The 26,624-nt window shown below is 73.0% G+C and carries 25 protein-coding genes; 6 read left to right on the plus strand and 19 right to left on the minus strand.

All coding sequences use genetic code 11. From position 1 onward, the window contains the following. Positions 1 to 427: 427 nt before the first annotated feature. From rlmN to ACNQOV_RS16045, 6 genes are all read right to left on the minus strand, one after another. Positions 428 to 1,660, minus strand: a complete 1,233-nt coding sequence (gene rlmN, locus ACNQOV_RS16020) for a 23S rRNA (adenine(2503)-C(2))-methyltransferase RlmN (protein WP_031262749.1) — start codon at positions 1,658 to 1,660, stop codon at positions 428 to 430. Between the two features lie 239 nt (positions 1,661 to 1,899). Then, complete coding sequence (locus ACNQOV_RS16025; protein ID WP_416395751.1) at positions 1,900 to 2,865, minus strand: C40 family peptidase; 966 nt, start codon at positions 2,863 to 2,865, stop codon at positions 1,900 to 1,902. A gap of 415 nt (positions 2,866 to 3,280) precedes the next feature. Further along, positions 3,281 to 4,162, minus strand: coding sequence for an alpha/beta fold hydrolase (locus ACNQOV_RS16030; protein ID WP_416395753.1), 882 nt, complete (start codon positions 4,160 to 4,162; stop codon positions 3,281 to 3,283). Further along, complete coding sequence (locus tag ACNQOV_RS16035; protein ID WP_416395755.1) at positions 4,162 to 5,184, minus strand: helix-turn-helix domain-containing protein; 1,023 nt, start codon at positions 5,182 to 5,184, stop codon at positions 4,162 to 4,164. The genes ACNQOV_RS16030 and ACNQOV_RS16035 overlap by 1 nt, the downstream gene beginning before the upstream one ends. Beyond that, positions 5,181 to 5,345, minus strand: a complete 165-nt coding sequence (locus tag ACNQOV_RS16040; protein ID WP_022907508.1) for a hypothetical protein — start codon at positions 5,343 to 5,345, stop codon at positions 5,181 to 5,183. The genes ACNQOV_RS16035 and ACNQOV_RS16040 overlap by 4 nt, the downstream gene beginning before the upstream one ends. A 246-nt stretch (positions 5,346 to 5,591) precedes the next feature. After that, the gene (locus tag ACNQOV_RS16045; protein ID WP_416395758.1) at positions 5,592 to 6,344 is read right to left on the minus strand and encodes an SDR family NAD(P)-dependent oxidoreductase; all 753 of its coding nucleotides are present in this window, start codon (positions 6,342 to 6,344) and stop codon (positions 5,592 to 5,594) included. A gap of 102 nt (positions 6,345 to 6,446) precedes the next feature. On the opposite strand from ACNQOV_RS16045, the gene ACNQOV_RS16050 reads away from it, so the two are divergent. After that, a complete protein-coding gene (locus tag ACNQOV_RS16050) occupies positions 6,447 to 8,030 on the plus strand; it encodes a hypothetical protein (protein WP_416395760.1) in 1,584 nt (527 codons plus the stop codon). On the opposite strand, the gene ACNQOV_RS16055 is transcribed toward ACNQOV_RS16050, so the two are convergent. The 6 genes from ACNQOV_RS16055 to ACNQOV_RS16080 are packed head-to-tail and all read right to left on the minus strand — an operon-like array spanning position 8,031 to position 14,268. Beyond that, on the minus strand, positions 8,031 to 8,948 hold the full coding sequence (locus ACNQOV_RS16055; protein ID WP_402269409.1) for a phosphogluconate dehydrogenase C-terminal domain-containing protein: 918 nt from the start codon (positions 8,946 to 8,948) through the stop codon (positions 8,031 to 8,033). Then, entirely contained in the window at positions 8,945 to 9,790 is an 846-nt protein-coding gene (locus ACNQOV_RS16060; protein WP_416395762.1) for a sugar phosphate isomerase/epimerase family protein, read from the minus strand. Before ACNQOV_RS16060 ends, ACNQOV_RS16055 begins: the two co-directional genes overlap by 4 nt. Then, the gene (locus tag ACNQOV_RS16065) at positions 9,787 to 10,647 is read right to left on the minus strand and encodes a triose-phosphate isomerase family protein (RefSeq protein WP_416395764.1); all 861 of its coding nucleotides are present in this window, start codon (positions 10,645 to 10,647) and stop codon (positions 9,787 to 9,789) included. Before ACNQOV_RS16065 ends, ACNQOV_RS16060 begins: the two co-directional genes overlap by 4 nt. Further along, complete coding sequence (locus ACNQOV_RS16070; RefSeq protein WP_416395766.1) at positions 10,647 to 11,147, minus strand: ribose-5-phosphate isomerase; 501 nt, start codon at positions 11,145 to 11,147, stop codon at positions 10,647 to 10,649. The genes ACNQOV_RS16065 and ACNQOV_RS16070 overlap by 1 nt, the downstream gene beginning before the upstream one ends. A gap of 11 nt (positions 11,148 to 11,158) precedes the next feature. Next, positions 11,159 to 12,877 (minus strand): dihydroxyacetone kinase family protein, encoded by a 1,719-nt coding sequence (locus tag ACNQOV_RS16075; protein WP_416395768.1) that lies wholly within the window; start codon positions 12,875 to 12,877, stop codon positions 11,159 to 11,161. Beyond that, positions 12,874 to 14,268, minus strand: a complete 1,395-nt coding sequence (locus ACNQOV_RS16080; RefSeq protein WP_416395770.1) for an MFS transporter — start codon at positions 14,266 to 14,268, stop codon at positions 12,874 to 12,876. Before ACNQOV_RS16080 ends, ACNQOV_RS16075 begins: the two co-directional genes overlap by 4 nt. 186 nt (positions 14,269 to 14,454) lie before the next feature. On the opposite strand from ACNQOV_RS16080, the gene ACNQOV_RS16085 reads away from it, so the two are divergent. The 4 genes from ACNQOV_RS16085 (at position 14,455) to ACNQOV_RS16100 (ending at position 18,571) form a co-directional block, all read left to right on the plus strand. Beyond that, positions 14,455 to 15,195 carry a FadR/GntR family transcriptional regulator gene (locus ACNQOV_RS16085; RefSeq protein ID WP_416395772.1) on the plus strand — a complete coding sequence of 247 codons (741 nt, stop codon included), beginning with the start codon at positions 14,455 to 14,457 and terminating at the stop codon, positions 15,193 to 15,195. Positions 15,196 to 15,415: 220 nt separating this feature from the next. Beyond that, a complete protein-coding gene (locus ACNQOV_RS16090) occupies positions 15,416 to 16,069 on the plus strand; it encodes a class I SAM-dependent methyltransferase (protein ID WP_416395774.1) in 654 nt (217 codons plus the stop codon). Between the two features lie 55 nt (positions 16,070 to 16,124). Beyond that, complete coding sequence (locus ACNQOV_RS16095; protein WP_416395776.1) at positions 16,125 to 18,089, plus strand: DUF6807 family protein; 1,965 nt, start codon at positions 16,125 to 16,127, stop codon at positions 18,087 to 18,089. Further along, positions 18,086 to 18,571, plus strand: a complete 486-nt coding sequence (locus ACNQOV_RS16100; protein ID WP_416395778.1) for a tetratricopeptide repeat protein — start codon at positions 18,086 to 18,088, stop codon at positions 18,569 to 18,571. Before ACNQOV_RS16095 ends, ACNQOV_RS16100 begins: the two co-directional genes overlap by 4 nt. A 110-nt stretch (positions 18,572 to 18,681) precedes the next feature. Here the strand turns inward: ACNQOV_RS16100 and ACNQOV_RS16105 are convergent, their stop codons facing one another. Then, positions 18,682 to 20,097 carry a protein kinase domain-containing protein gene (locus ACNQOV_RS16105; RefSeq protein ID WP_416395780.1) on the minus strand — a complete coding sequence of 472 codons (1,416 nt, stop codon included), beginning with the start codon at positions 20,095 to 20,097 and terminating at the stop codon, positions 18,682 to 18,684. A gap of 181 nt (positions 20,098 to 20,278) precedes the next feature. Beyond that, positions 20,279 to 22,162 carry a family 43 glycosylhydrolase gene (locus tag ACNQOV_RS16110; RefSeq protein ID WP_416395782.1) on the minus strand — a complete coding sequence of 628 codons (1,884 nt, stop codon included), beginning with the start codon at positions 22,160 to 22,162 and terminating at the stop codon, positions 20,279 to 20,281. Positions 22,163 to 22,251: 89 nt separating this feature from the next. On the opposite strand from ACNQOV_RS16110, the gene ACNQOV_RS16115 reads away from it, so the two are divergent. Beyond that, entirely contained in the window at positions 22,252 to 22,854 is a 603-nt protein-coding gene (locus ACNQOV_RS16115) for a dihydrofolate reductase family protein (RefSeq protein WP_416395784.1), read from the plus strand. A gap of 26 nt (positions 22,855 to 22,880) precedes the next feature. On the opposite strand, the gene ACNQOV_RS16120 is transcribed toward ACNQOV_RS16115, so the two are convergent. The 5 genes from ACNQOV_RS16120 to ACNQOV_RS16140 all read right to left on the minus strand — a co-directional run bounded on the left by ACNQOV_RS16120 (position 22,881) and on the right by ACNQOV_RS16140 (position 26,489). Beyond that, positions 22,881 to 23,381 (minus strand): hypothetical protein, encoded by a 501-nt coding sequence (locus ACNQOV_RS16120; protein ID WP_416395786.1) that lies wholly within the window; start codon positions 23,379 to 23,381, stop codon positions 22,881 to 22,883. A gap of 88 nt (positions 23,382 to 23,469) precedes the next feature. Beyond that, on the minus strand, positions 23,470 to 24,300 hold the full coding sequence (locus tag ACNQOV_RS16125) for an ABC transporter permease (RefSeq protein ID WP_022905958.1): 831 nt from the start codon (positions 24,298 to 24,300) through the stop codon (positions 23,470 to 23,472). Then, on the minus strand, positions 24,297 to 25,211 hold the full coding sequence (locus ACNQOV_RS16130) for an ABC transporter ATP-binding protein (RefSeq protein ID WP_416395788.1): 915 nt from the start codon (positions 25,209 to 25,211) through the stop codon (positions 24,297 to 24,299). Before ACNQOV_RS16130 ends, ACNQOV_RS16125 begins: the two co-directional genes overlap by 4 nt. Positions 25,212 to 25,346: 135 nt before the next feature. Beyond that, positions 25,347 to 25,910: a cysteine hydrolase family protein gene (locus ACNQOV_RS16135; protein ID WP_416395790.1), complete on the minus strand. Its 564-nt coding sequence runs from the start codon at positions 25,908 to 25,910 to the stop codon at positions 25,347 to 25,349. 21 nt (positions 25,911 to 25,931) lie between these two features. Beyond that, complete coding sequence (locus tag ACNQOV_RS16140) at positions 25,932 to 26,489, minus strand: GNAT family N-acetyltransferase (protein ID WP_416395792.1); 558 nt, start codon at positions 26,487 to 26,489, stop codon at positions 25,932 to 25,934. Positions 26,490 to 26,624 lie beyond the last annotated feature (135 nt).

Genomic DNA, 26,624 nt, shown 5'->3' on the forward strand with positions numbered 1-26,624 from the left:
GGAATTGTCTCCGACCCAACCTGCCGAAGCAGACCAGGCACGGGGTCAATAAATTGGCATTGACAATGTGCACGCTGTTGAGTTCTCAAGGACCAGACGCACTCCCCACTCCGCTCGCAGAAGCGAACATCGCCAGAGAGGCTTTGGCTTTCGTTGCCCGGGGAAGAACCGTGGCGGACAAGATCTCCTGGTCTGTGACCCGGTGACCGTCTCGGCCGTTCCGTTCTCCGCCTCAGCGGCAACGAGTGATTACTTTACGCAGAGGTGAACGGCAGCACCAACCCGGCCCACATCCCGGGCGTGTCGGGGCCGCGAGGCCCGGGAACACGCGGATCCGACGCCGGGAACGACGCGAGGCACGGTGCGAACCCGCACCGTGCCTCCCGAACGAACCAGACGAACCGGACCGAACCGAACTCGGTCGGACCTACTCCGCCGCGGCCAACTGGCCGCACGCCCCGTCGATCTCCTTGCCGCGGGTGTCGCGGAGGGTCGTCGGGATGCCGGCGGCGTTGAGCCGGCGGACGAACTCGTCCTGCACGTGCACCTCGGAGGAGGTCCACACCGAGCCGGGGGTCGGGTTGAGCGGGATCGGGTTGACGTGCACCCACCCCTTGCCGCGCTTGTTCAGCTTCTCGGCGAGCAGGTCGGCGCGCCACGCGTGGTCGTTCATGTCCTTGATGAGCGCGTACTCGATCGAGACGCGGCGCCCCGTCTTGACGAAGTAGTTGTGGGCGGCGTCGATCGCCTCGTCCGCCTTCCACTTCGAGTTCACCGGGATGAGCTCGTCGCGGAGCTCGTCGTCGGGAGCGTGCAGGGAGAGCGCGAAGGTGACGGGGATGTCCTCGTCGGCGAGCTTGTTGATCGCGGGTACGAGCCCGACCGTGGAGATCGTGATGCCGCGGGCGCTCATGCCGAGGCCGTTCGGCTGCGGTGCGACCATGATCCGCACGGCGTCCATCACCCGCTTGTAGTTCGCGAGCGGCTCCCCCATGCCCATGAAGACGATGTTCGTCACGCGCTCGGCGTCGACGCGGTCCTTGCCGCCCTTGCGGGGATCACCCCCGAGTTCCCCGGCGGCGATCGCGGCGTTCGCGCGGACGATCTGCTCGATGATCTCGGCGGTGGACATGTTCCGGGTGAGTCCGGCCTGCCCCGTGGCGCAGAACGGGCAGTTCATGCCGCACCCGGCCTGCGACGAGACGCAGAGCGTGATGCGCCCCGGGTAGCGCATGAGCACCGACTCGACCAGGGCGCCGTCGTGCAGCTTCCAGAGGAACTTGATCGTGTCGCCCTTGTCCGTCGCGAGACGACGGGTCTCGGTGAGGAGCGGCGGGAGCATCCCCGCCACGAGTTCCTCGCGCTGGGCAGCCGGCAGGTCGGTCATCGCCGCCGGGTCGGACGTGTAGTGCGTGAAGTAGTGGGTGGCGAGCTGCTTCGCCCGGAACTTCGGCAGCCCGAGCTCGACGACCTTCGCCTCGCGCTCGGCGACCGTCATGTCGGCGAGGTGCACGGGCGGCTTGCCGCGCTTCGGGGAGGCGAACTGCAGCAGGGGCCGACCGTCGGTGCCGGTGGCCTGCGTCCAGCCCTCGGTGCGCGGACGCACCTGCGGTCGAGCAGAGCGCTGCTCTTCGAAGGGGGTGCGGGTCTCGGAGGCCATCACTCCAGTTTACGGGACGACCGCGACCAGCCCGATTCCATGGCGGTCGTCATGTATTTGAATGCGGAATACCGGGTACGGTGGTCGTGGATCGGGGGGATCCGACGCGCTCCGGGCGGACTCTTCGGGTGAGGCCGTCCGGGGCGCGCGCTCGCGCACCCCGTGGCCGACCGACGAGTCTGCCGTCGAGAGCGGCTGCCAGCGCGCAGGACCGGTCAGCTGCCGGTGCGCAGGACCGGTCAGCTGCCGGCTGGCAGGACCCGGGCGAAGTGGTGCGCCGCCGAGTACATCGGCACGATGTCGACGACCGCGCCGGGGTGCGGCGCCTGCAGCACGAGGCCGTCGCCGAGGAAGATCCCGACGTGGTCCTCGTTGTCGTACACGACGAGGTCGCCCGGCTGTGCCTCGGACTCCGGGATCGTGGTCGCGGCGGCGTCCTGCGTCGGCACGTAGTGCACGAGCGGGATCCCCACGGCCGCGTACGCGACCATCGTCAGGCCGGAGCAGTCGATGCCCTCGTGGCTCGCGCCGCCCTCGACGTACGGGTCCCCCATGTACTGCAGGGCGGTCGAGACCACGGTCGCCCGGTCGCCACCGGCCGAGAGGACCTTCGAGATCGCGTCCTCGGCCTGCTGCGTGCTGACGCCGAACTTCGTCACGATCGTCGGGTAGGAGACCACGGTCGTAGTGGTCGTCATGCCGTCCGTCGAGACCACGGGGACCTCGACGTCGCGGGCGACCGTGTAGGTCTGGGTGTGCTGCGAGGTCGTCGTCCCGTGGTGCGCGTCGGTCGACGGGGTGGCCGCGTTCGCCGGGACCGCGAGCGTCAGGCTCGAGGTGACGGCGAGGGCCGGCGCGAGCAGGATCGCCGCACGCTTGGCGTTCGCCGCCCGACGGATGTGCTTCGGGTCGGCGGCACGCTCGGCACGCAGCACCGCGGACCGCGACAGCACGGCTGCCCCGGCGACCGCCGTCGAGGCGACCGGTCGGGCGGCCGACATCGAGACGGTGCGGGCCGGCTTCGTGTGCTCGACGAAGGTGGGCCGTGCGACGGCGGGCCCGAACGCGGAACGACGTCCGCGGGGACGGCGCGGCTCGACCGCGGTGTCGACCTGCGGGACGCTGACCGCGGCACCGGCGCCGCGCTCGACGGGTCCGGTGCCGGCTGCGCCGTCGGGGGCTGCGGGGAGTGCGTGGCGTCCCATGGTTCCTTCCGGGTCGGACCAGCCGACCCGAGCGGGTGCGGAGGCGGCTCGGGAAGATAACGTATTGGTCACGAACCTGGACCCGGCTGGGCACCAGCGGCGGATTCCTGCGGTTCGTCACAGGCTGCGGCGTTCCTCGCAGCCCCTTCAGAACCGGCAAAAAGGCCTGCGGACGCTGGTCAGACCGACGCGTGCCGCACGACGGCGGCGATCCGCGCCTCCCGGCCCCGCGCCAGCACGTCGAGGCGAGCCGCGACCGCTCGCACCGACGGATCGACCGGCGCGTCCCCCGAGATGTCCCCCGGATCGCGGCTTCCACGTGCCCGCGCGCAGGGTCTCCCGTCGCCAGCGCGACCGCCAGGAGGCGCGGTGCCGGTCCCACGGGATCGCGCGCGGTGGGCGCGCCCGCCGGGCGTCAGAGGGCGCCGCGGCCGAGGTGCTCCCGCACGCGAGCCTGCAGGGCCCGGGCCTCGCGGTGGTCCCAGAGCGCGAAGTGCGTGCCGCCGGGGACCGTCACGAGCTCGGCACCCGGCACGGTCGCCGCCGCGCGGGCGCTGTGGGACGGGTCGACGTCGGTGTCCGCCTCGCCGTGCACGAGCAACGTCGGCACGCGGACCTCGGCGAGCGCCAGGTCCTCGATCGCGCCGAGGTTCCGGACGTCGGCCTCCCAGCCGGCGCGGTGCGGGCCCGAGGTGTTGCCGGTGCCGGCGAGGTCGACGACGAACGATCGTCGGTCGGGGTCGCGGAGGACGCCGTGGACGTGGGCGCGGAGTGCGGGGCCGCGCAGCGAGCTGACCCCGGACACCGCGATCCGGACGACGAGCGCGGGCAGGAGCCGCGCGGCGAGCCGGGCGAGTGCGGCACCGAAGGCGGAGCCGCCGACGATCCGGACGGGCGCGGGGACCGCGGGCGGCTCCCATCGGCCGGTGAGTCCGGCGGCGACGACGAGCGACCGGACACGGTCGGGGTGGCGGGCGGCGAAGCGGTAGGCGGCCGGCCCCCCGCCGGACCAGGCGAGCACACCGACCCGGTCGATGCCGAGCGCGTCGAGCAGGGCGGCGTAGCGATCGGCCTCGTCGTCGAGCGAGTCGTGGCCGGGCCGGATGCGCGTGCCGAGGTACCCGGGGCGCGAGAGCGTCACCACCCGGAACTCCGTGGACGGCAGGAAGCGCGCCATGATCTCGGCGACGTCGATCCCGCCGGGTGTGCCGTGCACGACGAGCACCGGCGCACCGGTCCCGCGCACGGCGAACTCGGTGTCGCCGACCACGGCTGCGGGACTGGTCTCTGGGGGCATCACCCGACGATATCCGCGGCGCCTACGAGTCTCCGCCGACCGCGGAGGGTGTCCCCCGGGTACTCGCCGTACGCGGCACGGTACGAGCCCGAGAACCGCCCCATGTGGCGGAACCCGCAGGAGTGGGCGACCATGGCGACCGAGGTCTCGCGGGGGTCGGCGAGCTGGAGTCCGAGGCGGGCCTTCTCGAGCCGGAGGTCCCGCAGGTAGGCCATCGGGGTGCTGCCCTCACGTCGCTGGAAGCCCTCCTGCAGGGTCCGGACGCTGACGTCGGCGGCCGCCGCGATGTCGGTCGCGGCGAGGGTCCGGTCGAAGTGCGCGTGCATGAAGGCCTTCGCTCGTTCGACGGTCCCGGCGGGTGCGACCCGTTCGGGCGGTCCGGCACCGGTGCGGAACGCTGCCAGCACCGCCTCGGCGAGCCGGAGGTCGAGCGCCGCGCGGTCCGGCCCGACGACCGAGACGTCGAGCAGCGGTCGGGCGACGCGCCGCAGCACGGTCTGGAGCCCGACGAGCCGGTCCGGCTGCGCGGTCACCGGGAACGCGAGGGGCACGGGTGCGGAGTCGGTGCCGACGACGGCGACCGCTTCGAGGAAGTCGGCGTCGACGTGCACGAGGTGCTTGGTGCCGGGCGGTGCCCAGACGTGGAAGGGCCGTCCGGCCGGGTACAGCACCGGGACGCCCGGGCGGAGGGTGACGGCGTCGGCACGGTCGTCGTCGACCACGATGCCGCCCTCGACCGACCACGCGAGGAGGTACTGGCGTTCGGGCGCGAGGATGCCGGACCGGGCCGCCGAGACCGACGAGGTCCGGAGGCTGACGCGGTCGTCGCCGGTCGCGCGGTAGCGGAACCCGAACCTCTCCGGTGACGGCTCGAAGGCCATGTCGCGGCCGTCGTAGACCTCGCGGTAGAACTCGAGCGCCGCCTCGGGGTCGCTGCCGCTCCGGACCACTTCGCGGACGGGCGTCCCGCTGAGTTCGGTGGACGCCAGCTCGGGTGCCGGTCGGTCGACCGCGGGGATCACCGTCCCTCCGGACCGCCCGAGCCCCGTTCCCCCACGAGGTCCGCGAGCGAGGGTTCGGCCTCGACCGGGATCGCCCACCCGCGGCGGCTCGCTCGTCTGAGGTACCGGTAGGTCGTCACCCGGACCTGTTGGACGTCGTCGTTCGACTCGTAGTTGCTCATCTCGTGCTCCCTGTTCGCGAGCGCCGGCTCCGCTTCGACCCTGGTGTGGACCGACGTCCAGAACGGATCCTCAGGGTCAGGGAGGGTTCACCGGAGCGTCAGAGGGACGCAGAGCGAGACCGTCGTTGACCGTGACGCTACGCGCGCCGTGGACGGCCCACGTGGACCGGACACCCAGCCCGCGCTATCCGGATCGAAGCGCGGTACGCGGTGCGGCCCCGATCCGGGCCGCCGGGCGACCTCGAGCTACAGGCTCGTCATGCCGCCGTCGACCCGGAAGACGGCCCCGGTCGCGTAGGACGACTCGTCGCTCGCGAGGTACACCATGATCCCGGTGACGTCGTCCGGTGTGCCGGCCCGGCCGAGGGGCGTCCGCGCAACGATGGCCGCGCGCGACGCGGGGTCGCCGGAGATCGCCCGGACGAGCGACGTCTCGGTGTAGCCCGGCACGACGGTGTTCGCGCGGATGCCGTCGCGGGCGTAGGCCATCGCCGTCGCGCGGACGAGCGCGTGGACCCCGCCCTTCGTCGACGAGTAGGCGGCGAAGTCGGCCCCCTCGCCGTTCAGGCCGGTCGGCGACCCGGTGACGATGACGGACCCGCCACCCCCGGCCGCGAGCATCGCCCGGACCGCGTGCTTCACGGTGAGGAAGGTGCCCGTCAGGTTCACGGCGACCGTGCGGTCCCACGTCTCGAGCGAGACGTCGGCGACCTTGGCGTCGTGCCCGAAGAGCTGGACGCCGGCGTTGGCGACCACGACGTCGGGGACGGTGCCGCGGGCTGCGAGCTCGGCGAACCCCGCCGTCACGCTCGGCTCGTCGGCGATGTCCACGGTGAGCGCGATCCCGGCGTCCCCGGCGGCGGCCTCGGCGGCGGCCGCGTCCCGGTCGGCGTAGACGACCCGTGCGCCCTCGGCCACGAACCGGTCGGCGATCGCCCGTCCGATCCCCGCTCCGGCCCCGGTCACCAGGGCGGTCTTGCCGGTCAGTCGTCCGGTCATGCGTGCACTCCGTCCTCGAGGCAGCACTGCCCCGTCCTCGGAGCGACGTCGCTCCAGGACCCATCATTGCGCAACCGGTTGACCGACTGGTAGCAAGGGCACATGACCGACGACGTGGTGCGGGACGACGTGACGTGGGACGACGCGGTGGTCGAGGACGTGCTCGTCGTCGGGCCGTGGCAGGTGACCCTCCGGGGCGCGGAGGTCGCCGACGTCCGCCACGACGGGGTACTGGTCCTGCGCGGCGTCCGGTTCGTCATCCGCGACCACGACTGGCGGACCGCCGACGACACCGTGACCGGGCGGACCGTCACCACGACGGGCACGACCGACGTGCGGGTGCGCACCGAGGTGGTGAGCGCGATCGACGACGCCGCCGTCCTCCGGTCGGTCATCGACCTCGCCCTCACCGGCGACACCCTGCGCGTGGACGTCACCGCCACCACGGCAGCCCCCTTCCGCCGCAACCGCATCGGCCTGGTCGTGCTGCACCCGCCGACGCTCGCCGGCACCCCGGTCACGATCAGGCACCCCGCGTCGCCGCCGACCGACCACGCGTTCCCGCTCTGGATCGCCCCGCACCAGCCCGCGACCGACGTCGCCGGGTACACCTGGACGACCGGCCGGACCGCCTGCACGCTCGACCTGTCCGGCGACGTGTTCGAGATGGAGGACCAGCGCAACTGGACCGACGCCTCGTTCAAGACCTACTCGACACCGCTCGCCGAGCCGTTCCCGGTTGCGCTCGACGCCGGGACCGTGATCCGACAGGCGCTCACCCTGGCCGCGGTGCGGCGGCCGGGAGGCGCGCCCTCCCCCGACCCGGATCGCACGCCGCTCGACGGGCCGGGTCCGACCACCGTGGTCACGCCGCCCCCGACCCTCCAGCTCCTGGCGTCGTCCGCCCCGGCAGCCGGCCGACCCGACGACGACGACCTGCCGGGCGGTGTCCCGATCCTCGTCGAACCCGTCCTCGGCGACCCCGACGTCGCCGCGGTGCTCGCCTCCGCCCGGCGGGACGCCCGTGGGGCCCCACTCGACGTCCGGTTCGTGACCGACGACCCGGACCTGCTGCGCCGGGCGATCGACGACGTGCTGGCGACCGGACCCGTGGTCCGCATCGGTGCCTTCGACCCGTCGTCGCACGTGACCACCGGGCCGCTGCAGCGTGCGCTCCGGGACGCCGCGGCGGCCCGGACCGGCCTCGAGGTCGTGGCCGGCACCCGCGCGCACTTCACCGAGCTCAACCGCACGATCGACCGCTTCGGCGACTGGGACGACCCGCTCACGTTCAGCGTGACGCCGCAGATGCACGACCACAGCCGTGCCCAGGTGACCGAGTCGGTCCGGATGCAGCGCTGGGTGGTGATGAGCGCCTCCAGGCTCGCCGCCGGCAGGCCGCTCCACGTCGGGCCGGTGACGCTCCGTCCGCGGTTCAACGCGGTGGCGACGTCACCGCGCCGGGTCGTGACCGACGCCTCGGTCGAAACCGGCTACGGGCCGCAGCTCGTGCCGGACGCGACGGATCCGCAGCAGCACTCCGCGGCCGCCGCCGCGTGGTTCGCGGCGGCGGTGCAGGCGCTCACGGTGCCGGGTGTCGCCTCGATCACGCTCGCCGAGGCGTGGGGACCACGAGGAACGCCCCGCCGGAAGGGGGTCGGCGGGGCGTTCCGGTCTCGGGGGTGATCAGCGCTTGACGGCGTCGATCTTGAGCATTTTGGCGATCACCGAGTCGAGCTCGCTGTCGTCGAAGACCTGCTTCCAGTCCTCCTTGATGAGCTTCTCGCGGCCGTAGCCCATCGCGATGTGGCAGGCGTCCGAGAACGGGTTCGAGCCGCGCAGGCCGTTCGTCAGGGCGATCCAGGTGTGGCCGTAGAGCATGGCGCGGGCGGCCTCGCGGGGCACGCCGACGCCGGTGACGGTCTCCTCGAGCGCGTCGTTCAGGAAGTCGCCGATCATGCACGCGATGGTCTCGACGAGCGTCGGCTCGAGGACGGCGAGCTGCTTCACCGTGACCCAGTGCACCTGGATGACCGGCGCGTACATGGTCGTGATGACGGCCTCGGCGACGGTCTTGGCGGTGTCGCCCTCGTCACCGAGGGACTCCGAGGCGTCGAAGGCCGCGATGACCTCCTGCGGGGCGGCGATGCCACCGAAGGTGTCGTCCCACTCCTCCTTGGTGGTGCGCTCGAGGAACACCGACGGGTGGCACGGGTGCGCGACGGCGTAGTGGATGTCGTCGCGCTTCGCGAGCAGCCCCGCGTAGGCGGCGGCCGGGTCGAGGGTCAGGATGCTGGCACCCGGCTTCATGACCGGGACGAGCTGCTCGGAGATGCTGCCGAGCAGGACGTCCGGCACGGCCAGCACGACGACGTCGGCGACCCTGGCGGCCTCGACGCTGTCGGTGATCGTCCGTCCGAGCGCCTCGATGCGCTCCTGTCCGGCGGGCGAGGCCTCGCTGTAGAGCGTCGTGTACTCGCTCTTCGCGAAGTTGTTCGAGACGCGGGTGCCCATCTTGCCGCCGGCACCGATCACGGCGACGGTGACGTCGGCCGTACCGGATCCGGCAGCGACGGTGTGGGTGGTGGTGACGGTGTCGGTCATGATTCCTTGCTCCTGATGTACTCGATGGTGTGTTCGGTCCACGCCGCCTCGATGCGGGTGGTGGTCTGTGCGGCTGTCTCGCCCGGGGACGGCTGGGCGTCGGCGTGCGCGTCCTGCCACGGCAGCCAGAACTCGATGACGCGGTTGATCCCCCGTGTGTCCGGGTCGAGCGCGGTGTGGACGGCGTCGTGGTCGACGACCCCGGTGCCGATCGGGACGCCGGTGTACTGGAACCCGACCCACCCCGGCGACCGGGTGAACCCGGAGTCCTTGACGTGCCAGTTGACGACGTGCGGTGCGGTCATCGCGACGACGTCCGCGGGGTGTTCGAGCCGCGCGACGGTGTTCGCCGGGTCGAGGCAGATCCCGAGGTGGTCGGAGCCGATCGCCCGCACGACGGCGACGAGGTCCGGGGTGGCGACGACCTCGTAGGTCTCGAGCGCGAGGGTCACGCCGGAGGCCTCGTACGCGGGGAGCGCCAGGCGCAGTCGGCGCTCGGTCTCGAGCGCGTCGGGCTGGTCGTCGCCGCTCGTCCACATGCTCCGCACGAGGGTCGCGCCGAGCGCCTCGGCGACGTGGAGGTACCGCGCGAGGTGCGCAGGGTCCGTGCCGCGGGTGCCGACCTCGAGCGCGAGGCCGAGTTCGTCGGCCAGCGCCCGGATCGCTGCGAGTCGTTCGTCGGACGCGGTGTCGAACGGCAGGTGGTCGCAGATCTGGAAGAGGTCGACGCCGTCGTGCGCTGCCGCGTCGCGCATCGCGTCGTCGAGCGACATCGGGTCCGGCACGCGGTCGGACATCCGCCAGAAGTACGCGTAGGTGGACAGGCCGAGCAGGGAGGTCATGCGCTCGCCCCCAGCTGTGCCGCCTCGTCGAGGATCGTCCGGACGGCGGCGGGGTCGTGCGCGAACCGGCCGAGGAACAGTCCGCCGATCCGACCCTGGCCACGGGTGAGGAGGCCCGGTCCGGCGCTGCCGCCGTAGATCGCGACGGAGCCGGCGAGGTCCGGTCGGGCAGCGAGGTGCTCCTCGATGCCGGCGAGGACCGCGACGATGTGCTCGTCGGGCGCGGGCGCCGGGGCGCCGATGGCCCACACGGGTTCGTACGCCGCGATGATCGGCCCGGCGAGACCGTCCGCGGTCGCGGTCGCCAGGAACCGGTCGAGCTGCGCGGTCACGTCCGCCACGGCGGTCGGACTGGAGGCAGGGCCCACGCCGGCCGCTGCCGACGCGTCGCGGAGCTTGCGGAGCGACGTGGCGGCCGAGCCGGTGGGGAGGGTGGTCTCCCCGACGCAGATCAGGGGTCGCAGGTGGTTGCGGAAGGCGGCGTGCACCTTCCCCGCGACCTCGTCGTCGGTCTCGTGGAACAGGGAGCGCCGCTCGGCGTGCGCGATCTCGACGAGGTCGACACCGATCTCGCGCAGCTCCGCACCGGACACCTCGCCGGTGAAGGCACCGCTGTCCGCCCAGGCGAGGTCCTGCGCGCCGAGCGTCACCGGGGCGTCCCCGATCACCTCGCGCACCGGGACGAGCGCGGGGAACGTCGGGATGACGAAGAGTTCGACGGCGCCGGACTGCACCGCGGGGTGGGTCCGGGCGATGTCGGCCACGGCGGCTGCCCACTCGAGCGTCCGGGCGTGGGAGAAGTACATCTTCAGCGACACCCCGATCGTGAGCGGGGCGGCTGCCGTGGACGCCGGCATCAGGCGTCCACGCCAGCCGGCGCGGAGCCGTCGGCTGTGCTCGTCTCGTAGGAGCAGATCGCGGCGACCTTCCCGGCGCTGGCGCTGGACGTGTCGAAGGTGTAGCCGAGCCACTCGCGAGCCATGCGCCGGGCGACCTCGACGCCGACGACGCGCTGGCCCATGCAGAGCACCTGGGCGTCGTTCGACAGGATCGAGCGCTCGACGCTGTACGAGTCGTGCGCGGTGACGGCCCGGATGCCGGGGACCTTGTTCGCGCTGATCGCGACGCCGAGACCGGTGCCGCAGATGAGGATCGCCCGGTCCGCCTCCCCGTTCGCCACCATCCGTGCGGCGTCCACGGCGACGTGCGGGTAGGCGGTGTGCCCGTCCGCGTCGACGCCCACGTCGGTGACGCTGACGACGCGCGGGTCCGTGGCGAGGTCGGCCTTGATGATCTCCTTGTAGTCGAACCCGGCGTCGTCCGAACCGACGACGATGCGGAACTGCTGCTCGGTCATGGGGGTCTTCCTCACTTCTCGGAGAACGTCGCGAGGACCGCGGCGGTGATCAGGGCGAACGAGATCGCGCCGGCATCGGGGGTACCGACCGCGTCCTCGCCGTGGGTGCGGGCGCGGCCCATCCGCGGCAGCAGGTCGGCCGTGGCGTCGGCCGCGGTCGTCGCCGCTGCCGATGCCGCCGACCAGGCGGTGACCAGGTCATCACCGGCCGCGGTCCGGGCGGTGAGCACCTCGTCGAACGGGACGAGCGCGTCGACCATGGTCTTGTCGCCGGGGACGGCGCCGAACGCGAGGACGGCCTCGGCGGCCGCGTGCACGGCGTCCGCGACGGTGGTGGCCGACGGACGCGAGTCGTCGCCGAGGACGCGACCCAGTGCATCCAGGGCCGCACCCCAGATCGCACCGGACGTGCCGCCGGCCTTGTCGGACCAGGCGTCACCGGCGATCGCGAGGACGGAGCCGGCACCGGCGCCGCGACCTGCGGCGTCCTGCGCTGCCGCGTCCGCGGCGGTGGAGCCACGCTGCATCCCGATGCCGTGGTCCCCGTCGCCGGCCACCGCGTCGATGCGGCCGAGTTCGTCGGCGTGGACGTCGATCGTCGCGCGCACGGCCGAGATGGCCGTCGCGATGCGGGTCGCGGCGATCCGGGACTCGTCGGTGCCGAGGGTCACCGGCGCGACCACGTCGGCCTCGAGCACCTCGGACGACACCGACTGCTGCGGGACGGCGCCGCCCTTGCGGTACGCGGGGGTGTCGGCGGGTGCGGCCCAGAGCTCCTCGAGCTCGTCGTCCAGCCAGAACAGGGTCAGCGAGACGCCGGCCATGTCGAAGCTCGTCACGAGCTCCCCGACCTCGGGCTCGACGATGACGATGCCGGCCTCCGCGAGGCGCCGCTGCACCGATCGGTAGACGACGAAGAGCTCCTCGTACTTGACGCTGCCGAGGCCGTTGAGGATCGGGACGACGCGGGAGCCGTCGACTGCGACACCGGACGGCAGCTCGGTCAGCAGCTTGTCGACGAGCAGGTCTGCCAGTCCGGACGCGGTGGGGACGTCGGTCTCGTCGATGCCGCGTTCGCCGTGGATGCCCATCCCGATCGCCATCCGACCCTCCGGCACGGTGAACAGCGGTTCGTCCGCGCCGGGGAGCGAGCAGCCGGAGAACGCGACGCCGAAGCTGCGGGTGCGGTCGTTCGCCCGCTCCGCGATCGCCGTGACGGTGTCGAGGTCGTCGCCGCGCTCGGCTGCGGCGCCGGCGACCTTGAAGACGCACAGGTCACCGGCGATGCCGCGGCGCTTGTGCGCTTCGGTCCGGTCGGCTGACGCGACGTCGTCGGTCACCCCCACCGTGCGGACGTCGATCCCGCTGTCGGCCAGTGCCCGCGCCGCGGCATCGAAGTTGAGCACGTCGCCGGCGTAGTTGCCGTAGCTCAGCAGCACACCGCCGCCGTGCTCGGACGCTTTCGCGACCGCCGTGATCTGCTGGGCGCTCGGGCTGGCGAACAGGTTGCCCAGCGCGGCACCGGCGGCCAGACCGTGCCCGACGAGTCCGCCGAACGCCGGGTAGTGCCCGGACCCGCCGCCGACGACGAGCGCCACGGTCCCCTCGGGGCTGGTGGTCGCGCGGGCGACCCCACCGTGCACCTTCCGCACCCAGCGCGCGTTCGCCGCGACGAACCCGTCGGTGGCCTCGTCGGCGAAGTCCGCCGGGTCGTTGAAGAGGCGTGTCATGCGTGGGACTCCTGGGTCGTGGTCGCCGCTGCCGGCACAGCAGCGTCGGCAGCGCGTCGCTCGTTCCGCTTCGTGTTCCGGCCGAGGACGAACATCAGGACGCTCGACAGGACCATGAAGAACCCGACGATGAACATCGGGACCTGGTACCCGCCGGTCCACTCGCTCACGGCACCGGTGATGTACGGCGCCGCGAAGCCGCCGAGGTTGCCGACGGTGTTGATGAGCGCGACGCCGGCCGCTGCTGCGGCACCGGTGAGGAACTGCGTCGGGACCGTCCAGAAGTTCGGCAGGGCGGCGAAGATCGAGCAGGCCGTGATCGCGATGACGGCGACGGTGGCGGCCGGGCTGTTCATGTAGAGCGCCACCGGGATGCTCAGGCCGCCGACGAGGGCCGGGACCGCGATGTGCCAGACCCGCACGCTGCGGCGGAACGCGTCACGCGACCAGAAGTAGAGGACGACGGCGGCGGGCACGTACGGGATCGCCGTGATGAGCCCCTTCTGGAACAGGTCGAACGTGGTGCCGAACTGCTCCTGGAAGCCGTCGATGATGGTCGGCAGGAAGAAGCTCAGCGCGTAGAGGCCGTAGATGAACCCGAAGTAGACCGCGGCGAGCATCCAGACGCGCCCGGAGCCGAACGCCGCTCGGAGGCCACCCTTGCCGTGTGCGCTCCCCTGATTCTGGTCGTTCTCCTTCGCGAGCGCACCCTCGAGCCAGGTCTTCTCGTCCTCGTCGAGCCACTTCGCCTGGGACGGCTTGTCCTTGAGCACGAAGAGGCAGAGGACGCCGACGACGATCGCCGGGATCGAGACGCAGAGGAACATGAAGCGCCAGCCGGCGAGCCCGCCGAGCAGTCCCTCGTGGGTCATCAGCCAGCCGGCGAGCGGCGACCCGATGACGCTGGTCAGCGGCTGCGCCAGGTAGAAGAGCGCGAGCATCTTGCCGCGGTGCCGGGCCGGGACCCAGGTCGACAGGAACAGGATCGCGCCGGGGAAGAACCCGGCCTCGGCGACGCCGAGCAGGAAGCGCAGGCCGACGAGCTGCGGGTAGTTCTGCACCCACGTGAACAGCAGCGAGACGATGCCCCACGTGATCATGATCCGGGCGAGCCAGACGCGGGCGCCGAACTTGTGCAGCGCCAGGTTGGACGGCACCTCGAGCACGAGGTAGCCGATGAAGAACACACCGGAGGCGAACCCGAACTGGGCCGCGGTCAGGCCGAGGTCGGCCTCCATGCCGTTCGGGGCCGCGAAGGAGATCGCGGTGCGGTCGAGGAAGTTGATGAAGAACATCAGCGCCACGAACGGCACGATGCGGATCGCGATCTTGCGGATGGTCGTCTTCTCGACGACCGAGGTGGGGATGCCTCGCGTGGCGGGGATGTCCACGATGACTCCTGCTCGGGTGGGGTGATGCTCCGGCCGGCTGCTGCGCCGGGCGCGGAGGTGGCGCATCGGTGCGCTCGGACCAGTGTGCGCGGACTACACCGACTTGTCAACCGGTTGACCATTTACAACCCGTGGATCGCTTCGATGCTCGCCGGCAACCGGTTGACCGACCGGTACGCTCACTCCATGCCCGCGTTCAGCCCGGACGACCCGCTCAACATCCGCCTCGAGCTCGAGTCGGTCCCGACGGGGTCGCCCGCCTCCGAGGTCGCTCGACAGCTCGTGTCCCTGCTGACCGCCGGCGACCTCGCCCCGGGATCGCGCCTGCCCGCCGAGCGCGTGCTCGCTGAACGACTCGGGGTCGGCCGCTCCGCCGTGCGCGAGGCCCTCGCCGCGCTCGAGATCCTCGGCATCGTGCAGATCCGCCCGGGGTCCGGCACGTACCTGCAGGGCGGCACCTCGGACCTGCTGCCGACGACCCTGTCGTGGGGGCTCATGCTCGCGTCGAACCGGACCCGGGAGCTGCTCGAGGTCCGTTCCTCGCTCGAGCGCACCGCCGCGATCCTCGCCGCCCAGCGCGCGACCCCGGAGCAGCTCGAGGAGCTGCAGACCTACATCGACCGGCAGCACGAGACGCTCGACGACCCGGACGCGTTCATCGAGGCCGACGTCCGCTTCCACGTGCTGCTCGCCCGGTCCGCCGGGAACGACGTGCTCGCCGACCTGCTGCAGAGCCTCCGCTCGATGCTCAGCGTCTGGGTCGGCCGTCGGGTCCGCACGCGCCAGGCCACCGAGGCGGCGTACGAGGAGCACCGCGCCATCCTCGAGGCGCTCCGTGCCGGCGACGTGCTCGCGGTGCAGCGGGCGATGGACGACCACATGGCCACGGCGAGCGCCCGCATCGAGCACGCCGGCCCGATCGACTGACGGGCGCGCGGGCGCGGGGACCCGCGCGCGCGGGGACCCGTGCGCGCGGGCGCGGGCGCTTCGTGAGCAGAATTGGTCGGGTCGGGGACGGCGACCCGACGTCTTCTGCTCACGATCGGGCGGCCAGGAGGCGCGGTGCGGCCCCGCCACGCACGGTGCGACGTTGCCAGGGCGGCAACACCGCTTGGGTCCTGCCCGGTCCGTGCGGTGGAGTGTGCGCATGCACACCCACGACGACAGCGCCGCCTGCGCATCCGGTTCCGCACGCACCTGGTGGGAGGCCCGCTACGCCGAGCACGACGGGATCTGGTCGGGGCAGGTGAACGCCGTGCTCGCCGACGTGGCCTCGTCGCTGCCGCCGGGGCGGGCGCTCGACCTCGGCTGCGGCGAGGGCGGCGACGTCCTCTGGCTCGCCGGGCAGGGGTGGGACGTCACCGGGGTCGACCTGTCGGTGACGGCGATCACGCGCGGGTCCCGTGCCGCCGTCGCCGCCGGGGTCGAGGAACGGTCCGCGTTCGTCGCGGCCGACCTGGGTGCGTGGACGACCGCCGCCCGGTTCGACCTCGTCGCCGCGTCGTTCCTGCAGTCGTGGCCGGTGACGATCCCGCGCGAGCGGATCCTGCACCGGGCCACCGGGTTCGTGGCACCGGGCGGACGCCTGCTCGTGACGGCCCACGCCGCTCCCCCGCACGACGAGCTGCCCGAGGAGATGCGGGCGTACCGGTTCCCGACGCCGGCCGACGACCTCGCGGCGCTGGAGCTCGGTGCCGGGTGGGAGGTCGTCGCCGCCGAGCTCCGACCGCGCACCGCGACGACGCCCGAGGGTGCGCCGCACGACGTCATCGACTCCGTGGTGCTCGTCCGCCGGAACTGAGCCGCCCGGGGAACGGGCTGGTGCGTGTCCGACCCCCGGCGGTACCGTCCTGGGTGTGAGCACCGACGCCACCGCGCCTCCCGGCATCGTCCTCGTCGGCGCGCGCGGCTACGGCCTGCACCACCGGGCGAGCATCGACCGGCTCGTCGGACTCGGGGTCTGCACGCTGACGGCCGTCGTCGACCCGACCCTCGACGCCGACGAGGACGGCGGCGTGCCGGTCGTCGACGACGTCGCCGCCGCGCGGGCGCACGGGCCGGTGGACGTCGTGGTGGTCGCCGCCCCGATCGCCGCGCACCTGCCCCTCGCCCTGTCCGCGCTCGAGGCCGGCGCCGACGTGCTGCTCGAGAAGCCGCCCGTGACGACCCGGGCGGCCCTCGCGACCCTGCTCGACGCCGAGCGACGGACCGGACGCGTGGTGCAGGTCGGGTTCCAGAGCCTCGGGTCCGACGCACTCCCCGCGATCCGCGACGGCTCGGTCGTCGGGACCGTCCGCTCCGCCGCGGCGGTCGGCACGTGGACGAGGAACCAGGCGTACTGGGACCGGTCGGCGTGGGCGGGCCGCCGTCGGGTGAACGGTGTGGACGTCCTCGACGGCGTGGTCACGAACCCGCTCGCCCACGCCGTGGCGACCGCCCTCGCGCTCGTCGGCTGTCGGCGAGCGGAGGAGGTGGCACGCGTCGAGGTGGAGCTGTACCGGGCGAACGCGATCGAGGGCGACGACACCTCGGCCGTCCGGGTCACGACGGCCACCGGACGCGAGGCGACCGCGGCGCTCACGCTGTGCGGGCCGACCGAGGTCCTGCCGAGCGTGCGGGTCCGTGGCACGACGGGGAGCGCGGTCCTCGGGTACACGACCGACGAGGTCACGATCGACGGGGTCACCAACAGCCTCGGGCGCACCGACCTGCTCGAGAACCTGCTCGCCCACCGCTCCCGCGGCGACGCGCTGCTCGTGCCGCTCGTGTCGACCGGCGCGTTCGTCGAGGTGCTCGAGGCCGTGCGGGCGACCGCGCCGGTGCAGATCGACCACCCGTGGGTGACGTGGGAGGGCGAGGGGCCCGCGCGTCGACCGCTCGTCACGGACGTCGAGGCGGTCGTCGAGCGTGCGGCGGACCAGGGCGCGCTGTTCTCGGAGGTCGGGGCCCCGTGGGCGCACGCGGTCCGCGACGAGGTGCTGGACGAGCTCGTCGTCGACGGCGTCCCGGTCGCGTCGGTCCTCGACGGCGCGGGGACGATCCCGACGTCGTCGCCCCGTCCGTACCTGCACCCCGTGCGGACCCGCGGCGGCACGGTCGTCAGCGCCCACCACCCGCCGGACCACGACTGGCACTGCGGTGTCGGCATCGCGATCCCCGACCTCGACGGCGTGAACTGCTGGGGCGGCCGGACCTACGTGCACGGCGAGGGCTACGTCTGGCGCGACGACCACGGCCGCGCCACGGTCCTGCACGCCGAGTGCCACGGACCGAGCCTGCAGCAGGAGGTCCGCTGGCAGCGTCCGGACCGGACGGTCGCGCTGCACGAGGACCGGACGCTCGCCTGGCGGCCCGTCGACGGCGGGTGGGAACTCACGTGGTCCTCGTCGTTCCGGGTGCCGGGTGACGCGGTCGTCCGCCTGGGTGGACCGGGGAGCAACGGACGGGTCGGCGCCGGGTACGGCGGCTTCACCTGGCGCTTCCCACCGTGCTCCGACGTCTCGGTCCGGACGGCGACGGCCAGCGGCGAGGACGCGGTGCACGGGTCGGTCGCACCGTGGATCGAGTGGACGGCGGCGTTCGAGGGCGCCGTGGCCACCGTCCGGATCGAGGCGCAGGGCCACGAGGACCCGTGGTTCGTCCGTGTGGCCGAGTACCCGGCGATCGGCTCCGCGCTGGCGTGGCGCACCCCGGCGCTCGTCCGGCCCGGGATCCCCCTGGTGCGGTCGTTCCGGGCCACGATCTCGGACGGCCCGTCCGGCGTCCGAGCACCGGAGGACGGCCCGTCCGACGTCGGTGCCGGCAATACGCTGGGTGGATGAGCACCGAGGACTGGGAAGCCCGCGTCGCCGCACTCTGGGCCGACGACACGATCGACGACCAGGAGCGCATCGACCGCATGCGCGCGCTGGCGGACACCGCACCGCACCCGGCGCTCGGCGCGTTCGAGCTGGGCGGGGCGAACGACTCCGGCGGGCACGAGGCCGAGGCCGACGTCCACTACACGGCCGCGACCGCCGCCGGCCTCGACTCCGTGGACCCGACGCGCGCGGCGCAGATGGTCGTCCAGCACGCCTCGACGCTCCGCAACCTCGGCCGGGTCGACGAGGCGATCGCCATGCTCCGGGCCGCCCCGGAGCACCCGGCGACGGGTGCGGCGCCGAAGGTCTTCCTGGCGCTCGCACTGCACAGCGCGGGTCGCCCCGACGAGGCGCTCCGGGTCGCGATCGAGGCCGTCGAGCCGACGCTCCCCCGCTACCACCGGTCGGTCCGGGCCTACGCGGCCGCGCTCACCGACGGCTGAGGAGACGGCAGCGCCGACGGCCGAGCGAGCGGGAGACGGGACCCGCTGTCGGACTGGAGGCGCGGTGCGGGCCCGCACCGCGCCTCCCGTCCGTCGTCGGCGACCGTCTCCTACCGCACGCGGTCCTCGTCGCCGGTGACGTGTGCGACGGGCAGTGCGTCGCTCGTCGTGCGGAGCGACTCCTGCCGGATCTCGAGCTGCGTGACGGCGAGCGCCGCCAGGTCGTGCAGGTTCGCGAGGTCCGCCTCAGTCGCCTGCCGGGGCTTCGTGTCGAGCACGGCGAGCGTGCCGATCGGCGATCCGTCGTGCCGCACGAGCGGGACGCTGACGTAGAACCGGATGCCGAGCGGCCCGGTCACGAGCGGGCTGTGCTGCATCTCCGGGTGGACGGAGCCGTCCGGGATCACGACGGGGACGGGCACGGGCGCGAACCCGTTGCGGAAGTTGATGTGGCGTGCCGCGTCGTCGACGCCGGGTGCGATGTACGACTGGGACCAGGCACGGTCCTCGTCGAGCACCTCGACGAGCGCGATCGGTGCGTCGAACAGCCGCGCGGCCATCGCCGTGGTGCGACCGAGGGCCTCTTCCGGCAGGCTGTCGAGGGTCGCGGGACGCGGGGTGTCCGCGGTGGTCGGTGCCGGTCCGGCCGGTGCGGTGTCGACGACGTGGTCGGCTCCGGTGGTCTCGGCGATGACGACGTCGCGGAGCATCGTGACGAGGTCGGCGCCGGCGGGGCGTGCGGCCGGGTCCTGCGCGGTCATCGCCGTCAGCAGGTGCTTCCAGTGGTCCGGGAGCGGTTCGGGGACGACCGGGTCGCGTGAGAGCCGCGCGACGGCGGACTCGACGAGCGACCCCGGGAACTCGCGGCGCCGGGTGAAGCACTGCAGCAGGACGAGGCCGAGCGAGTAGACGTCGCTCGGCGCGCCGACCTCGGCGCCGCGGGCCTGCTCGGGGCTGAGGTAGGCGGCGGTGCCGGTGGTGACGCCGTCGGCGGTGAGGCGTTCCACCCCGGCGGCGAGCGCGATGCCGAAGTCCGTCAGCCGGGCACGGGCACGGTCGGAGTCGTTGCCGTAGTCGACGAGCAGGATGTTCGAGGGCTTGATGTCGCGGTGCACGACGCCGTGGCTGTGGATGTAGTCCAGCGCCTCGGCCATGTCGTAGCCGATCTCGGCGATGTGGCGGGCGGCGAGGGGGCCGAGGGCGAGGCGTTCCTCGAGGTCCTGCCCGGTGACGAGGGCCATCACGAGGTAGCGCTGGTGCGTGCCGTCCCGCCCGGTGACGACCCCGGTGTCGAGCAGACTGACGAGGTTGTGGTGCTCGAGGGCCGCGAGGACGCCGAGCTCGGCCTCCTGGCGGGCGACGTCGACCGTGCCGGCGTGGAACACCTTGACGGCGACGGGACGGTGCAGGCTCTCGTCGACGCCCCGGTAGACGGTGGACATGCCGCCCTGCCCGATGGCGTGCTCGAGCCGGTAGCGCCCGTCGAGCAGGGGGGCCGCGGACTGGGCGTCCTCGGTCGGACTCATCTGACCCTCGTTCTCGGTTCCGGCAGGCAACGATGCATCCTCCCATCCCGACGGGGATCGTGTTCCGTCGACGCGCTCAGTGACCCGGCTGGGCGCGCGCGCCGACCGCCCCCGGACCGCCAGGCCCGGCCTGGCCCGGACCGGGGGCGCGCCGGGGGCCGGCGGCCGTGCGGCGCCGTCGTCAGCGCCGGGTCGTCGTCACCGTGCTCACCCGCAGGTTGTCGAACGTGCTCGTGAACCCGGCCCCGCCGAGCGAGACGAGCCCGATCCGCGGCGTCGCGCCGAGGTCTGCCGTCCACGTCCCGCCGCGCACGAAGTGCCGCCCGTCGACGCTCGTGTACGCGGTGTACCGGTGCTCCCCGGCCACGAAGCGGTGCACGATCCGCAGGGTGGTGGTGTCCCCGACCGGTCCGGCGACCATGTTGCCGTAGGTCGGGGCGCCCGCGGGCTGCCCCGACACCTGCTTGCCGAACTCCGTCTGCCGGGTGTCGAAGATCGAGTTGGACGTCAGGCGCAGGTAATCGCTGTCGCTGCCGTACACGACGAGCCCGCCCTGGACGTAGTTCACGCCGTCGCCGGTCGCGGGGGTGTCGACCGCGACGGTGGTCTCGGCCACCCAGTCGCCGCGGGGAGCGGGTTCGGACAGGACCGAGGCGAGCGGCGTCGCGGGCGGGTGGATGTCGGCGTCCTGGGTCTGCCAGCGGAGGGCGCCGCCCGAGACGGTCCAGGTCGAGCGGTCGGGTTCGCGCGTCCAGCGGAGGGCCGGTGGCAGGGTCGACCCGTCGAACCCGGTGGACAGCGCACGGATCGTCCGTCCGGGCACGTCGACCGGCGCGGCTGTCGCGCGGTACGTCGGTCGCTCGCCGGGCTGCGCCACCGGTCCGGGTTGCACGCCCTCCGAGGGACCGGCGCCACCGCGGACGACCGGCCAGCCGTGCACCCAGTCGAGCGGGTCGATCAGCACCGGGCGCTTCGTGTACGTGCCCTGCCCCGCGTAGTACGGGTCGTGGCGGTCGACGGCGTGGTAGACGATCCAGTCCTGCCCGGCGAAGTCGGTGACGACCGTGTTGTGCCCGGTGCCGACCCAGCGGTTCCCGTTCTGGGCGAGCAGCGGTGTGCCGCCGACCCGGGTGCTCGTGATCGGGACGCCGTCCTGGTCGGTGAACGGGCCGAGCGGGCTGCGCGACCGGGCGACGAACACGCCGTACCCGGTGAGGGCGCCGTTGCAGCAGTTCGTCGCGGAGCCCGTGAAGTACCACCAGCCGTCGTGCCGCATCAGGTACGTGCCCTCGTAGCGGTTGTCGATCGCGATCTGGCGCTCGGTGGACGGGACGGACCGGAGGCCGTCGGCGCTGAGCTGCCGGACGTGCACCCCGCCGAAGTAGCTGCCGAAGTACAGGTACGTGCGGCCGTGGTCGGTGATGACCTCGGGGTCGAACTCCCACCGCTGCCCGGTGCCGTTCGGCGCGGCCTGCGGTGCGACGACGGGCCCGCCGGAGTCCGTCCACGGACCGGTCGGGCCGGGGCTCGTCGCGACGCCGACGGCCGACCCGCCGCCGGTCGGTGCGGTGGCGGTCGGGGTGTCCGACGCCGCGTAGTAGAGGTACCAGGTGCCCGGCCGCCCGTGCGTCCCGGCGCGGTACACCACGTCCGGTGCCCAGATGCCGTTCGCGTCGCCCACCCACGACGGCTTCGACGAGAACGCGTCACCCACGTACCGCCAGTGCGTGAGGTCGGTGGAGCGGTAGGTCGGGACCGTGTGCTGCACGAGTGACCCGTCCGGGTCCTGCTCCGTCGCGGTCAGGGCGTCGGACGTGCAGTAGAGGTACCAGTTCCGGTCCCGTGCGGCGCCGTGCACGACGGTCGGGTCGGCGCAGCTCGCCGCCGTCTGTCCGTCCGGCAGCGCGAGCGTCATCGGGTTCTCGTGCGCGGGCGCGGCCCCGCCTCGGGCGGACGTCGTCACCGCGGCGACGGCGGGCGCACTGCCGGCACCGACCTGGAGGAACGTGGTCGCGAGCCCCGCGACCGTCGCGATCGCGAGGACCGCTCGGAGTGATCGGCGCACGATGGACCTGCTCTCGTCGTCGAGGAGCGTGCGGACGAGGGCGAGCGTACGCTCGTCGCCACCGACCGACCAGCCCGAGGAGGCACCGGATGCCCGCACGGTTCGTCTACTGGATCAACGCCTCGGTCGACGGGTTCGTCGAGACCGAGGCCGGGGAGCACGACGGCCCGGACGGACCCGCGTGGGTCCGCATCGACGAGACCCTCCACCGCGAGTTCAACCGTCGCGCCCGGGCGATGACGCTGTCCGTCGAGGGGCGCGTGGTCCGCGACCTGATGGACCCGTTCTGGCCCGATGCCCGCACCGATCCGTCCCTGCCGGCGTTCATGCGCGAGTACGGCGAGATCTGGACCGAGCAGCCGAAGGTCCTGGTCTCCCGCACGCGGACGGCGGCGGACCACGACACGCGGGTCATCGGCCGGGACGGCGACGCGATCGGGGAGCTCGCCCGCATCCGTGCCGGCTCCGAGGGCGACGTCGGGGTCGGCGGCCCGAGCGTCGCGACGCAGCTCCTCGACGCGGGGCTCCTCGACGAGCTCATGGTCTTCACGCACCCCGCGGTGCTCGGGCGCGGTCGGCCGCTGTTCGACCCGCCGGCGTCGGGGGTGCGACCGCCGCTCGTCCTCGACCTGCTCGAACAGCAGCGGTGGGACACGGGCGTGACGATGCACCGGTACGACATCCGGCGCTGAGCGGCCGCACCCGGGGCCGGCCCGGCTCAGCCGTCGCCGGGCGTCCCGACGATGACGAGCCGCCAGGCGCTCGGCCGGTTGCTGTCGAACGCGGCGAACCCGACGGAGTCGACGGCCGTGCTCGCGAACTCGGTCAGCCGGATCGGGTGCGGGCTGTCCCGGCAGTCCACGGGATCGACGACGAAGCTCCCCGACCCGCGGCGCGACTCGATGCGGATCGTGCCCTGCATCTGCCCGTTGCCGTAGCACGAGAACTCGAGGTGGTCGACGTCGTGCGACGCGGGGAACTGCAGGCGCACTCCCGGTCCGACGTCGGCCGGGTCCTGGCGCCCGGGCTGGATGTCGGCGGTCAGCACGCCGAGGACGTCCGGATCGGCCTCGGTCGCCGCGTCCTGTGCGCTCCGCCACTGCCGGAGCTCCGTCGCGTCGACCGGCGGTGTCGCGGCGCAGCCGGCGACGGCGAGCAGTCCGCCGACCACGAGCAGCCCGGTGGCAGCTGGGACGAGACGTGGGCGGAGACGGGGCACAGAGCGAGCATACGGATTCCGTGTCGGACGGGAGGGGGGGGGGGGGGGGGGGCCCCCCCCCCCCGCCTCCCGTCCGGTGGTGGGACCGTCAGACGTCGCGTCGGCGTGCGACCGCGAGGGCGAGCGCACCCACCGCCACGACCTCGGCGACGAGGACACCGAAGCCGGCCCAGCCGTTCAGCACCACGCCCTCCTGCTGGACGGCGTCCGCGGACGAGTAGGCGAACAGCTGCGCCCCGGCCTGGTCGGGCAGGAACTTCGTGACGTCGAGGAGCCACTGCGCCTGGATGACGTTCGCGATGAGGGACAGCACGACCGGGAGCACCAGCAGGAGCCCGAGGGTGATCGCGATCCCGCCGGCGCTCGACCGGACGAGGAGCCCGATGCCGAACGCGAGCAGCGCGAGGAGCGTCACGTACACCGACGCGCCGAGCAGCGGCATGAACACGGCCGGGTCGGCGAGGTCGGCGTGCACGCCCTTGCCCGCCTGCAGCGCGGCCGACACGATGACGCCGATCCAGATCGACACCGCGCTGACGACGAAGGTCGTGACCGCGAGGACGGCTGCCTTCGCGAGGACCGCGCCCGTGCGGTGCGGGTCGGCGGTGAACGTCGACCGGATCTGGCCGGTGCCGTACTCCCCCGTGATGATGAGCACGCCGAGCACCGCGACGACGAGCGCCGTCAGGCTGACGCTCGCGGTGTTGATCGTGACGAGGGTGCCGTTCTGGCTGTCCTTCGACACCGCACCGCCGACGTCGAGCGCGTTGCCGATGAGGAACGCCATCGCGATCGTCAGGACGACGAGGATCGCGAGGCACCAGACCGTCGAGCGGATGCTGCGGAACTTGATCCACTCGCTCCGCACGAGACGTCCGAACCGGAGTCCGGTGGTGGGCGGCAGGGTCGTGGCGGTCATCGGGCGCCCTCCGATCGGTACTCGACGTCGTCGCGGGTCAGCGCCATGTAGGCCTCTTCGAGGCTCGCGCCGACCGGGGTGAGCTCGTGCAGCGGGACGCCGACCTGGGCGGCGATGTTCCCGACCGTGGTGGCGTCCGGGCCGACGACCATGAAGGTGCCGTCCTCGCGCGGGGTCACGGACGCGTTCGGACCGATCGCCCGGAACAGCTGGTCGGGGGCCGGCGTGCGGACGACGACGCGACTGCCACCGGTGCCGCCGCCGGCGACGAACTCCTGGATGGGGGCGTCCGCGAGGACCCGACCGCGGCCGAGGACCACGACGCGGTCGGCGGTCTGCGCCATCTCGCTCATCAGGTGGCTGGACAGGAACACGGTGCGGCCGTCGGCGGCCATCCGCCGGGCGAGCTGCCTGACCCACAGCACGCCGTCGGGGTCGAGGCCGTTGACGGGCTCGTCGAGGATCAGGGTCTTCGGGTCGCCGAGCAGTGCGGCAGCGATTCCCAGGCGCTGCCCCATGCCGAGCGAGAACCCGCCGACGCGCTTCTTCGCGACGGAGTCGAGGCCGGTCATGTCGATGACCTCGTGCACGCGGGACTTCGGGATGCCGTGCGTCGCGGCGAGCGAGAGCAGGTGGTTGTAGGCGCTCCGGCCCTGGTGGACGGCCTTCGCCTCGAGCAGCGCCCCGACCTGCCGGAGCGGGTCGCGGAAGCTCCGGTACGGCTGCCCGTTCACCGTCGCCGTGCCGGACGTGGGGCGGTCGAGCCCCATGATCATCCGCATCGTGGTGGACTTCCCGGCGCCGTTGGGCCCGAGGAAGCCGGTCACGCTGCCCGGCCGTACGACGAACGAGACGTCGTCGACGGCGGTCTTCGGACCGTACTGTTTGGTGAGGTGCTCGACTTCGATCACGGCGGCAACGCTACGGGGGTCTGGGAGTCGGCCGCGTCCGCCCTTCGGGGGAGATGTGGTCATCCCGTGTGGGGACGGCGGGTCGTCTCGTCCCGCGTCGTTCCGGGTCGGGGCTGCTGGCCGCGTCCGGCCGCGTCATCCCGCGTGGGGGCGAGTACTCCTTCCGAGGGAGGCGCTCGTGACGACCGTCGCGAAGCTGCCGTCGAGCGCCGCCATGAAGGCGGCGTGGACGCTCGCACCCGGGATCGTGCCGTCGCCGAACGTCAGGTCGGGCGCCGCGCAGGCGTCCGCGACGACGGTCACGGAGAAGCCGAGTTCGTGCGCCGCCCGGGTGGTCGAGTCGATGCACATGCTGCTCATCATCCCGACGACGGTGAGCTCGGTGACGCCGGCGTCGGTCAGGAGCGCCTGCAGGCCGGTGCCCACGAAGCTGTTCGGCTCGTGCTTCTCGACCACCCGCTCGCCGTCGATCGGCGCGACGGACGGGTGGAACTCGAGCCCCGGCGTGCCCGGCCGGAAGAACGTGGCGTCGGGCTCGGTCGCGACGTGGAAGACGTGCACGACGAGGTCGCCGGCCGCGCGGAACCCGTCGAGCACCGTGCGTGCGGCGGTCGCGGCCGCCTCCGGACCGACGAGCGGGAACGCCCCGCCCGGGAAGTAGTCCTGCTGGATGTCGACGAGGAGGAGTGCGCGGGTCATCGGTTCAGTATGCGCTCGCGGTCAGAGCGCCCCGGCGATCCGTAGCGGGTCGCCGTGCAGCTCGACGGCGGCGACGTCGGGCACGGGGTCGCTCGCGAGCCGTGCGTGCGTCTCGACGTCGAACCGTTCGGTGCCGTAGCGGAGCTTCTGCCGCTCGATCCCCTCGGTGACGAACCCCGCGGCCGTCGCCACCCGGCACGATGCGGGGTTGTTCACCCGGTGGCCGAGCTCGAGCCGGTGCAACCCGGCGCCGAACGCCCAGCGCGCCACTGCCGCCAACCCTCGGGTGGCGAGGCCGCGACCGCGGGCGTCGCCGGCCAGCCAGTAGGACGCCCAGGCCGTCCCGTGCAGGGACTCGATCGCCGACAGGCCGACGTTCCCCACCGCGAGGCCGTCCTCGACGATCGCCCAACTGCGGGCGTGCGCACCGGAGGACGGCCAGGACCCGATGTGCCGACGGGCAGCGTCCTCGTCGATCAGGTCGGCGGGGAGCTGGGTGTCGAGATCCGGGGTGGATCGTCGCGCGGCGAGGAGCGCCGGCGCGTCGTCGATCGACCACGGACGGAGGAGGACGGCCATGCCCCATCCTCCCGCACCGGGCGATCTGGATCGGGACCAATCCGGTGGGGTGAGGGTGCCGAATGAGTTGCATCAGCCCGGGGAACCTCCCCGGGAGGCGCTCACCAGCCGCTCACCGCTGGTTCTCCACCCTGC

The sequence above is a fragment of the Curtobacterium sp. LFS084 genome, from assembly GCF_047977705.1.
Lineage (GTDB): Bacteria > Actinomycetota > Actinomycetes > Actinomycetales > Microbacteriaceae > Curtobacterium.